Annotated in this window: 10 protein-coding genes; 6 read left to right on the top strand and 4 right to left on the bottom strand. The window is 35.6% G+C overall.

What is annotated here, in order from left to right; all coding sequences use genetic code 11:
• Positions 1–40: 40 nt before the first annotated feature.
• Positions 41–817: an outer membrane protein assembly factor BamD gene (locus U9966_RS03125; RefSeq protein WP_306346326.1), complete on the top strand. Its 777-nt coding sequence runs from the start codon at positions 41–43 to the stop codon at positions 815–817.
• 98 nt (positions 818–915) lie between these two features.
• Positions 916–1,944, top strand: a complete 1,029-nt coding sequence (tsaD, locus tag U9966_RS03120; protein ID WP_306346327.1) for a tRNA (adenosine(37)-N6)-threonylcarbamoyltransferase complex transferase subunit TsaD — start codon at positions 916–918, stop codon at positions 1,942–1,944.
• Between the two features lie 9 nt (positions 1,945–1,953).
• Here tsaD and U9966_RS03115 read toward each other — a convergent pair whose 3' ends face one another.
• A complete protein-coding gene (locus tag U9966_RS03115; protein ID WP_211599075.1) occupies positions 1,954–2,859 on the bottom strand; it encodes a 1,4-dihydroxy-2-naphthoate polyprenyltransferase in 906 nt (301 codons plus the stop codon).
• Positions 2,860–2,965: 106 nt separating this feature from the next.
• Between U9966_RS03115 and tsaA the strand changes: the two genes are divergently transcribed.
• From tsaA to agaD, 4 genes are all read left to right on the top strand, one after another.
• A complete protein-coding gene (gene tsaA / locus U9966_RS03110) occupies positions 2,966–3,718 on the top strand; it encodes a tRNA (N6-threonylcarbamoyladenosine(37)-N6)-methyltransferase TrmO (protein WP_306346328.1) in 753 nt (250 codons plus the stop codon).
• 211 nt (positions 3,719–3,929) lie between these two features.
• Entirely contained in the window at positions 3,930–4,394 is a 465-nt protein-coding gene (gene agaB, locus U9966_RS03105) for a PTS galactosamine transporter subunit IIB (protein ID WP_090920488.1), read from the top strand.
• 29 nt (positions 4,395–4,423) lie between these two features.
• Entirely contained in the window at positions 4,424–5,224 is an 801-nt protein-coding gene (agaC, locus tag U9966_RS03100) for a PTS galactosamine transporter subunit IIC (protein WP_218061366.1), read from the top strand.
• Complete coding sequence (gene agaD / locus U9966_RS03095) at positions 5,214–6,008, top strand: PTS galactosamine transporter subunit IID (protein ID WP_090920479.1); 795 nt, start codon at positions 5,214–5,216, stop codon at positions 6,006–6,008. The genes agaC and agaD overlap by 11 nt, the downstream gene beginning before the upstream one ends.
• Positions 6,009–6,119: 111 nt before the next feature.
• On the opposite strand, the gene thrB is transcribed toward agaD, so the two are convergent.
• The 3 genes from thrB to U9966_RS03080 all read right to left on the bottom strand — a co-directional run bounded on the left by thrB (position 6,120) and on the right by U9966_RS03080 (position 11,240).
• Positions 6,120–7,067, bottom strand: a complete 948-nt coding sequence (gene thrB / locus U9966_RS03090) for a homoserine kinase (RefSeq protein WP_211599078.1) — start codon at positions 7,065–7,067, stop codon at positions 6,120–6,122.
• An 11-nt stretch (positions 7,068–7,078) separates the two neighbouring features.
• The gene (gene thrA, locus U9966_RS03085; protein WP_306346329.1) at positions 7,079–9,520 is read right to left on the bottom strand and encodes a bifunctional aspartate kinase/homoserine dehydrogenase I; all 2,442 of its coding nucleotides are present in this window, start codon (positions 9,518–9,520) and stop codon (positions 7,079–7,081) included.
• 256 nt (positions 9,521–9,776) lie between these two features.
• Entirely contained in the window at positions 9,777–11,240 is a 1,464-nt protein-coding gene (locus U9966_RS03080; protein WP_306346330.1) for a TrkH family potassium uptake protein, read from the bottom strand.
• Between the last annotated feature and the right edge of the window lie 35 nt (positions 11,241–11,275).

Genomic DNA, 11,275 nt, shown 5'->3' with positions numbered 1-11,275 from the left:
AGTCTAACAAAATTATACATTAACTTTAGGTAAATTTATTATGCAACAATTAAAATCATTGTCTTTCATTATTTTAGCAGGAGTATTGCTAACAGGCTGTTCAAGTTCAAAAAAAGACTTTGAAACTCTTCCTTATCAAACTCTTTATAACAAAGCACAAACTTATTTAAAAGACGAAAATTACAGTTCTGCTATTCGGTATTTAGAAGCCATTGATGGTAATTTTAAATATAATACTCATCGAGCACAAACACAATTAGATTTAATGTACTCTTATTATCAAACTAAAGAATATTACAAAGTCATTGAAGCTGCAGAGCGTTTTGCTCGCAACAATCCAAATAGTACAAAAATGGATTATGTTTATTACCTTGTAGGATTATCGAATGTGCGTTTAGGCGATAATTTTATTCAAGATTTCTTTAAAGTTAATCGTTCTTCTCGAGCCATTAAATCTACACGTGATGCCTATGGAAATTTCCAAGTTATTGCGAATAATTTCCCTAATAGTAAATATGCTGCTGAAGCAAAACAGTGGATGGTCTATTTAAAAAATCGTCTTGCAGAACACGAGCTCGAAATTGTTAAATACTACCAAAAACGTGAAGCTTATGTTGCTATTGTAAATCGTATTGAAGAAATGCTTCGTTATTTCCCTGATAGTAAAGCAACCATTGATGCACTTCCTTATTTAAAAAATGCATTTGAGAAAATGGGAATTAAAGACTCCGCACAAAAAACAGCAGACCTAATTAAATCTACTGAAAAACAAAAATTTAAAACGCCAAAAAAACCAGCATATAGAGAAAGTTTTTAAGCGGTCACATTTTTAAACTTTTTTACAAATTTTTATTTACACTCCCCCTCTTTCATTAATGAAAGAGGGCTTTATTTTTTAGGAATAACAAACTGACAATGAGAATTTTAGGAATTGAAACCTCGTGTGATGAAACCGGCATCGCCATTTATGATGAACAACAAGGGTTGATTGCCAATCAACTTTATAGTCAAATTGAAATGCACGCTGATTATGGTGGCGTTGTACCGGAACTTGCCTCACGGGATCATATTCGTAAAACATTACCTTTAATTCAAGCCGCTCTTGATGAAGCCAATTTAACGGCTGATCAAATTGATGGTATTGCTTATACGGCTGGACCAGGTTTGGTCGGTGCATTATTAGTGGGTTCAACCATCGCTCGTTCATTGGCTTATGCGTGGAATATACCTGCACTTGGCGTACATCATATGGAAGGACATCTACTCGCTCCAATGCTCGAAGAAAATCCTCCTGAGTTTCCTTTTATTGCATTGTTAGTTTCAGGGGGACATACTCAATTAATTAAAGTTGAAAATGTGGGAAATTACGAACTGCTTGGTGAATCTATTGATGATGCTGCAGGTGAGGCCTTTGATAAAACAGGGAAATTGCTTGGATTAGACTATCCAGCAGGTGTTGCACTCTCAAAATTGGCAGAGCAAGGTACAGCAGAACGTTTTAAATTTCCTCGCCCTATGACAGATAGACCTGGATTAGATTTTAGTTTTTCTGGTCTAAAAACAGCAACCGCTAATACTATTCATAAACAGATTGCTGAACAAGGTACATTAAACGAACAAACTCGTTGTGATATCGCTTATGCCTTCCAAGATGCCGTTGTAGATACCTTGATGATTAAATGTCGCCGAGCATTGAAACAAACAGGTTATAAACGTTTAGTGGTCGCTGGTGGAGTTAGTGCCAATAAACAACTTCGTCACAACCTTGCAGAATTGATGAAAAAGCAACAAGGCAACGTTTTTTACCCTCGCCCTGAATTTTGTACAGATAATGGTGCGATGATTGCTTACGCTGGTTTTTTACGCCTTAAAAATGGTGAGCAAAGTGATTTAAGCATTAATGTAAAACCACGTTGGTCAATGACAGAATTAACATCAATCTGATTCTTTACGCTATAACATTATTCCTAAGCTAAAAATAAAGTTAGTGATTAAAGCTAAGCCTGCCATTTGCCCCAATAAAGGACGAAGTTCGCAAGGATCTTGATGACGATAAACGGTTAAAGCGTGCTTAACCAATAACGGTGTGGTGATAAGGAAAAGAAAACCTTGCCAAGATTGTTGCGTTAAAATTGCAAAAATTAAGTAACAAGTGACCGCTAGTGTTAATAATAAGATATGATAAATACAGCCTTTTTTTGATCCTAAACGTACAATAATCGTATTTTTCCCTGCCACTTTATCTTGATGAATATCCCTTAGATTATTGATATTGAGTACTGCAACTGAAAGTAATCCACAGCTAAAGGCAGGAAGAAAAATAATCATTGATAAAGAATGAACCTGTAAATAGAATGTTCCAGATACGGCTAAAAAGCCAAAGAAAACCAATACAGAAATATCGCCTAACCCCATATATCCATAAGGTTTTCTACCAACAGTATAAGTAATTGCACAAATAATCGCCAGCACACCCAATACACCAAAAACAACCAGATCCTGCCACGACTGATAAGCATAAATAATTAATGTTAAACCGCTAAGTAAAGAAAGCCCTATTAGTATATAAATCGCTTTTTTCAGTTGCTCTTTGGTAATTTCACCTTGTTGAATAGCTCTTAATGGCCCTATACGCTCAGCGGTGTCAGAGCCTTGAATATGATCACCATAATCATTTGCAAAGTTAGAGAGAATTTGCAATAACAGGGTGGTTAAAAAAGCTAAAAAAGTGGTAATACCATTAAATGCACCAACCGATGACGCTAATGCTGAGCCAACTAAAATAGAGGCTAAAGCTAAAGGCAAGGTTTTTGGACGTGCGGTGCTAATCCAAATAGAAAGTGTAGAGAGTTTATTCATCGTCATTGTAGGTTAAAATTTTATTTATGATTTAGTTTCCTTATAATGAGCTATTTTATTATAAAATGACATATTATTTTTTAATTTTTTAAAGGAAATTGACGATATGATGGAACTTCAACCAATTACGTGCTATCCCGTGGGAATTATTCATACGCCTTACGGTGAAAAATTTTCTGTACCACGCCAACCTAATTTAGTGGCTGAGGGTAAAGGGATATTGCGTTTACTCCCTCCTTACAATACAGAAGAGAGTGTTCGAGGACTCAGTGAATTTAGCCATTTATGGTTATTATTTCAATTTCATCATATTCCACAAGGTAAAGTACAAACCACAGTGCGACCTCCTCGTTTAGGGGGTAATCAACGAGTGGGTGTATTTGCAAGTCGCTCTACACATCGCCCCAATCCCATTGGTTTATCAAAAGTGAAATTAGAAAAAATCGACTATAAAAATGGAGACGTGTTGCTTTATTTAGGCAGTGTGGATTTAGTTGACGGCACACCAATTTTAGATATTAAACCCTATCTCGCCTATGCTGATAGCGAAGTCAATGCCAAATCTGGTTTTGCACAACATAAACCTACTCCAAAATTAACCGTTACCTTTACGCAAGAGGTGAAACAAGCGGTTACATCTTGTCAAAAATTTGCAAAATATCAAATTGATGATCCCATTGCATTTATCCGAGACGTTATCGCACAAGATCCTCGTCCAGCTTATCAACAAGGTAAACTGACTGATCGAGTATATGGAATGTTACTGGCTGAGTGTAATATCCGTTGGAAAATCGATAGTAAAAACTCTCATAAAGTGGTGGTTTTTGAGATTGAAAGTGCAAAAAATATCAAAAAATAAAATTTTATTGTTATTTTCTGTGGTATTTTTAATAAAAAATGTGATCTTGATCTAATAATTAATAATTAATAATTAATAATTAATAATTAATAATTAATAATTAATAATTAATAATTAATAATTAATAATTAATAATTGTAATTTAACAATTTCGATCTACAATAAGTCAATCTTTTTATTTATGCTTTACATAATCAAATAGGGAGAGACTATGCCTATCTTACTCACTCGTATAGACAATCGTTTAATTCACGGACAAGTTGGAATGACTTGGGTAATGACCCTTCAATCTAATCTTGTTGTGGTCGTTGATGATGATGTCGCAGAAGATCCACTTCAACAGCAACTTATGGCAAGTGTTTTGCAAACCTCAGGGGCTGGTGTGCGTTTTTTCAGTATTGAAAAAATGATTAACGTTATTCATAAAGCTTCAGATCGACAGAAAATTTTTATTGTTGTTCCAACTCCAGAGGTTGCTTGGAAGTTGATTGAAGGAGGTGTACCGATTGAAGAGGTGAATATTGGTAATATGCACTTTTCAAAAGGCAAAACTCAATTAAGTAAAAAAGTCTATGTTGATGAAACAGACTTAGATTATTTACACAAAATCCGAGACTATGGCGTTGAGCTGTATATACAGGACGTTCCCGGAGATAGTAAGGAATTTATTAAATAATTTTAACTCATCAGATTAAGGAGAAAATTATGGAAATTACTTTGTTACAAGGAATTGGAATTGCCATAATGGCTTTAATTGTTGGTATTGATTTTTGGTTTGAGGCACTTTTTATTTTTAGACCAATTATCGTTGCCACTTTAACAGGTGCCATTTTAGGTGATTTACAAACAGGTTTAATGGTTGGTGGTTTAACTGAACTTGCTTTTGCAGGTTTAACACCAGCAGGAGGTGTGCAACCACCAAATCCTATTTTGGCAGGTGTAATGGGAACGGTACTCGCTTATACCACAGGATCAACCCCACAGGCTTCTATGGCTTTGGCTTTACCATTTAGCTTTTTAATGCAATATATCATTTTATTCTGCTACTCGGCATTTACTATTTTTATGGTTAAAGCTGATGAAGCGGCTGATAACGCAGATGTACAAAGTATTGCAAAAATAAATATAACCACTACTGCAATTATTGGATGTATTTATGCCATTGTTGTGTTCTTATGTGTTTATATTGCTCAAGAACCAATGAAAGTGTTTGTGAATAGTTTACCTCAATGGCTTACTCACGGATTTGAAGTAACAGGAGGAATTTTACCAGCAGTTGGTTTTGGTATGTTATTAAAAGTATTACTCAAACTGGAATATGTTCCTTACCTCATTATTGGATTTGTAATGGCGAGTTTCTTAACCTTCTCAAACTTACTTCCAGTAGCAGCAGTAGGGTTTGCTCTTGCAATGTTAATGTATAACATTGGTAAAGAGCGTAGTCAGATATTATCCAGTATTAGTACAATCACACGAAAAGTGGAGGACGAAGAAGATGGAATCTAATAAAGTTATTACCAAATCAGATATTACCAAACTTGCTATTCGTTCATCATTTTTGCAAGCAAGTTTTAACTATGAAAGAATGCAATCTTGTGGTTTTCTATACTCACAATTACCTTTGTTAAAGAAAATTCATAAAGATAAAAAAGATCTTTCTGATGCAATGAATGATAATTTGGAATTTATCAATACCCATCCAAACCTTGTTGGCTTTTTAATGGGCTTGCTGGTTTCATTAGAAGAAGCAAAAGAAAAAAGAGCCACAATCAAAGGGCTGAAACTGGCATTATTTGCTCCTTTAGCAGGGATTGGTGATGCGATATTTTGGTTCACCTTGTTACCAATTATGGCAGGGGTATGTGCTTCTTTGGCAATGTCAGGTAGCGTACTTGGACCCATTTTATTTTTTGCGGTTTACCTTGCCATTTGGCTATTACGCATTCCTTTAACCCATCTTGGGTATAATTTAGGAATAAATGCTGTTGAACGCATTAAGAAAGAGTCCGATATTATCGCAAAAGGGGCAACTATTTTAGGGGTCACTGTAATCGGTGGTTTAATTGCGTCCTATGTCCATATTAATGTTATCAGTGAGATAGTGGTCAATGCTCAAAAAACCGTTTCTGTTCAAACAGACTTTTTTGATAAGATTTTTCCAAATATTTTAGGATTAGGCTATGTATTAAGTATGTATTATCTGCTTACTAAAAAACGTTTTAATCCTATTATGTTGATTGCCATTACATTTGGGCTTTCTATTCTATTATCCTTTTTAGGTATTTTATAATTAAGTTAAGTAAAATTAAAGTAAGTTAGTAATAACTTTCATCAAAGCAAATCCGATTTATAGGGCAGTCTCCCCTATAAATCGGATTTATTTTTCATCCCTTTGTATTGATTACCCTAACGCTCTCGCTCCCTCGCTATCAACCTTACAAATATGTACAAAACCCGAATCATTTTGTAAATAGTTATTTTCAAGGTAACTGGATAATCTATAAGCATCTTCAAGGCTTGAAGCAATTGCATACATCGTAGGACCAGAGCCTGAGATACCCACAGCCAATGCGCCGAGATCTTTAGATTGTTGGCGTATGGTAGCAAAGTTTGGTAATAGTTGCTCACGGTAAGGCTCAGCAATCACATCTCGCATCATTTCTGTGGCTAAAGCCTCCTGTTTAGTATGGCAAGCGTGGATAAAGCTCCCTAAATAACGAGCTTGAGCGACGATATCTTGACGTGAATAATTTTCTGGTAAAATGGCTCGTGCTTTCGCCGTAGAAACCTTTATTCCGGGATAAGCGAGTATCCAATACCAATTTTCAAAAAAAGGTAAAGATTGACAAATACTCCCTTGTCCGTCAACCATTAGCTGTAAACCACCTAAATAACAAGGTGCAACATTATCATAATGAATACTGCCTGAAATTCGTCCTTCTAACTGCCCCATCATTTCCAATAATTCCATTTCAGTAAATGGATTGTGATGAAATTGGTTAAGCGCCACTAATGCCGCAACAATAGAACAGGCACTCGACCCTAATCCTGAACCAATTGGCATATTTTTTTCTAAGGTTAAACGTAGTTTTTTAACCTTTCCACCTCGTAATTTTAACCTTTCACTAAATAAAACATAGGCTTGATAGACAATATTTTTTTCTCGCTCTTTAGGTAATTTTTTAACAAATCGCCCAACACTTTCAAATTCAAAGAGAGTGTGACAATCATCAATTTCGACCATATCTCCAAGTAATGAACCATCTATTGGAGAAACGGCAGCACCTAATAAATCAAATCCTACACTGATATTTGCACTGGTTGCAGGTGCATAAATTCGTAATGCCATTGCTTTGCTCCTTATCTTAATGTACGTAAAATATCGGCAAAAATACCTGCTGCGGTGACATCATTACCCGCTCCATAGCCACGTAATAACAATGGAATTGGAGAATAATAGTGGGTATAAAATGCCAGTGCATTCTCACCATTTTTCACTTTAAATAGTGGATCATCACTATCTACTGCTTTGATTGACACTTTACATTTACCGTTATCTATTGATCCAACATAACGCAATACTTTATTACAAGCGGTGGCTTGTTCAACATTTTTTGCAAATTTTTGATCAAGTTCGGGTAATAATTGTAAAAACTCTGGCGTTGATTTTCCTTGTGCAAAACCTTGTGGTAGCACACCCTCTACTTCAATATCTGCCAGTTCTAAAGGTAAGCCAATTTCACGTGCTAAAATTAATAATTTACGTGCAACATCCTCACCCGACAAATCATCACGAGGATCAGGTTCTGTAAATCCTTTTTGTTTTGCCAATACCGTTGCTTGCGAAAGGGTTAAACCTTCTTCAAGTAAACCAAAAATAAAAGAGAGTGAGCCTGACAAAATACCCTCAAAACGTTGTACTTCATCACCTGCTGCAAGTAAATGTTGTAAGTTCTCAATTACGGGCAACCCTGCACCCACATTCGTTTCATACAAAAATTTATGATGGCTGCGACGTGCATTTTCACGTAATTGTTGATAGTACGCATAATCTGATGTATTGGCTTTTTTATTTGGTGTCACCACGTGAAAGCCCTCTTTTAATGCTTTTGCATAGAGATTAGCCACCACTTGCGAAGTGGTACAATCCACAAAGACGGGATTAACAATATGGTGTTGTTTCACAAAAGCTAATAAGGTATCAAAATCTGATGATTGTGTCGCATTAGCAAGTTGTGATTGCCAATTTGTCAGCGCCACACCATCTTTATTAAAAATGGCTTTGCTTGAATTTGCCAACATACAGAGATTAATTTCAATATCTTTATTCGCAAGGTAACTTTGCTGATTTTTAATTTGTTCAATTAAATTTGCTCCTACTCCCCCTACACCAAATAAGCAAAGGTTAATCACTTTTTTATTGCTAAACAGAATTTGATGCGTAGCTTTTACCGCTTCAACGGCTTTATTCATTGGTACAACCGCAGAAATAGAACGTTCTGATGAACCTTGAGCAATAGCAATAATATTGATATTTACTTGAGCAAGTGCAGAGAAAAAGCGAGCAGCTAATCCTTTGACGGACTGCATTCCATCTCCAACGACTGACACAATAGATAGATTTTGCATTACCTCAATAGGATCGAGTAACTGTTGAGATAGCTCTTGTTCAAATTCACTTTCTAATGCTGATAAGGCGTTATTTGCATATTTATCCGCCACACAAAAACTAATACTGTATTCTGAAGAGGATTGAGTGATTAAAATAATAGAAATCCCTGCACTAGACATCACAGAAAAAATACGTGCAGCCATTCCCACCATTCCTTGCATACCAGAACCTGAGACGTTAAACATTGCCATATTATCAAGATTAGTAATCCCTTTTACCATTACATTATCATTGCTAATATGCCCAATGGAGGTGCCTTTTCCTTCAGGGTTTGCGGTATTTTTAATCACACAAGGAATTTGCTGGGCAACCAATGGTGCAATGGTTCTTGGGTGGATCACTTTTGCACCAAAATAGGCTAATTCCATTGCTTCTTGATAGCTCATTGTTTCTAAGCAAATCGCATCAGGTACCAGACGAGGATCACAAGTATAGACACCATCAACATCTGTCCAAATTTCGCAACGCTCTGCGTTTAAACAAGCACTTAAACAGGCAGCGGAATAATCTGAACCATTGCGTCCTAATAAGACCAGTTCTCCCTGCTCATTGCCTGCAGTAAAACCTGCCATTAACACTAAATTTTTATTAGGAATAGCCTTAACATCAATACGTTCCATTGATTTTGCAATATCCACAGAAGATTCTAAATAATCACCTCTTGCAAGCAAGTTTTTAACAGGATCAATATTTGTGACCCCATACCCTTTCGCTTCAAACCAGCCTTGCATTATCGCAATAGATAATTTCTCACCTCGACAATGTACTGTGGCACTCATTTTATCTTCACATTTTCCTGTTTTGATAATTTCATCGGCTAAGTGCTTAATTTGAGTTAATTCCGTATTAACCAAAGAAAGTAATGCTTCACGATCTAATTTTGCATTAGCTTGATATAATCCTTCAATAATCGCAAAAAATATGACCTCTAACTCTGTTAAACAAGCGGTCACTTGTTGCTGATTTTTTGCATTTTCTATAATTGCGACTAAATGATTAGTGACTTTTGCTGGTGCGGATAATACAACTGCAGCTTGATCACTTAAATGTGCATTTTCAATAATATCAGCAGCTTGCATAAAACGTTGTGCATTAGCCAGTGATGTGCCCCCAAATTTAAGAACTCGCATATTTTTTCCCTCATTATTTTTTATAAATTTAGTTATAAAAAAACCCGCTTGTTAGCGGGTTTCTTATTTATTGTTTTGTGTAATTTTTTTATTCAATTATTAAAACGCAACAACCCGCACTATGTTTCCATAATGGTAATGGTGGTGGTAATAATTGTCATAAATTTATTCATTTTAAAATTGTTGTAAAAATTAAAGTGGTTTAAGAATGAAACAAAGCGGTCACTTTGTCAATACTTTTTACAAAAATATTTGTTTATGTCTTCCAAAATGCAGGAGTAAATAACACTAGTAAAGAGAAAAATTCTAAACGCCCCGCAACCATTGCAAAAATAAACACATATTTTGCCCCATCTGGGGTATCAGCAAAACCCAAACTCGTCATTCCAATCCCTGGACCTGCATTTGTAATAGTCGCCCACACGCCTCCAAGAGCATCAAACGCTTCCATTCCAAACAACATTGCAACAAAAGTACAGCCGAAGAAAACCAGTATAAATACAATAAAGAAAGCCCAAATACTTTCTATAATACGTATTGGCAAAGCACTTTTATCCAATTTAATGGAATTAACTAAACTAGGATGAACCAGTTGTTTTAATTCACGTTTAACTTGTAGCCATAACACAAGTACCCGAATGGCTTTTAATCCACCAGAGGTTGAACCTGCACAACCGCCCACAGCGGCAGAAAATAATAACAATATCCCTAAAAATGGAGATAATTCATTAAAATCAAAAATGGTGAAACCTGCTGTCATTGACATTGAAACTAATTGTAATGACCCTAGCTCAAAAGCTTTAGCAAACGAATAATCTGACGTCGTTAAATATAATCCAATTGAAAATAATGAGATAAAAAAGAGTTGTGATAATACAAAAAAACGAAATTCAGGATCACCAAAGTAGATTTTAGAAATCTGACCTTTTCGCCAATTCATTGCAGCTAAAATATGCAGTGAAAAGTTACAACCTGCAATCAGCATAAAAACAGTGGCAATAATATGAATTGATGAATTCTGGAAAAATCCCATATTCGCATCGTGGGTAGAAAACCCCCCATTTGAGATAGTCGAAAAACTATGTCCTATGGCATCAAAGACAGACATTCCTGCTAACCAGTAAGATAACGCACAAGCTAAAATCATAAAGGAATAAAGCAACCATAATAATTTTGCAATTTCAGCAATTCTGGGTAGAATTTTTTGATCTTTTAAAGGACCTGAAGACTCCGCTTTATAGAGTTGTGTTCCTCCAACCCCAAGTAAAGGAATAACGGCAACCGCTAACACGATAATTCCCATTCCTCCAACAAACTGGGTAAACTGACGGTGAAATAAAATCGCTTTAGGTAATTCATCTAAACCAGACATTACCGTTGCACCTGTTGTTGTTAAAGCAGAAAAGGATTCAAATAACACATCTGCGGTACTCATATCAAGGCTATTTGCAAGAAACAAAGGCAATGCTGCAATACAGCCTAGAACAAACCAAAATGCAACAACAATTAAAAATCCTTCACGAGAACGTAACTCATCTTTGTGATAACGGCAACTCCACCAAAATAAAAAACCGACAGAAATACTGATTAGAAATGATTTAACAAAGGTTGTTCCTTCTCCATCTCCATAAATCAGCGCAACCACTGCAGGAACAAGCATAGTGAGTGAAAAACACATCACTAAAATTCCCATAATACGAATAATTGAACGTAAATGCACTTATCTGTCCTTTATTAAATAATCATTAATACACT

This window comes from Pasteurella atlantica, from assembly GCF_963693435.1.
Classification (GTDB): Bacteria; Pseudomonadota; Gammaproteobacteria; order Enterobacterales; family Pasteurellaceae; genus Phocoenobacter; species Phocoenobacter atlanticus.
Note: the sequence above shows the minus strand (reverse complement) of the source record. Positions and strands in the feature narration are given on the sequence as shown.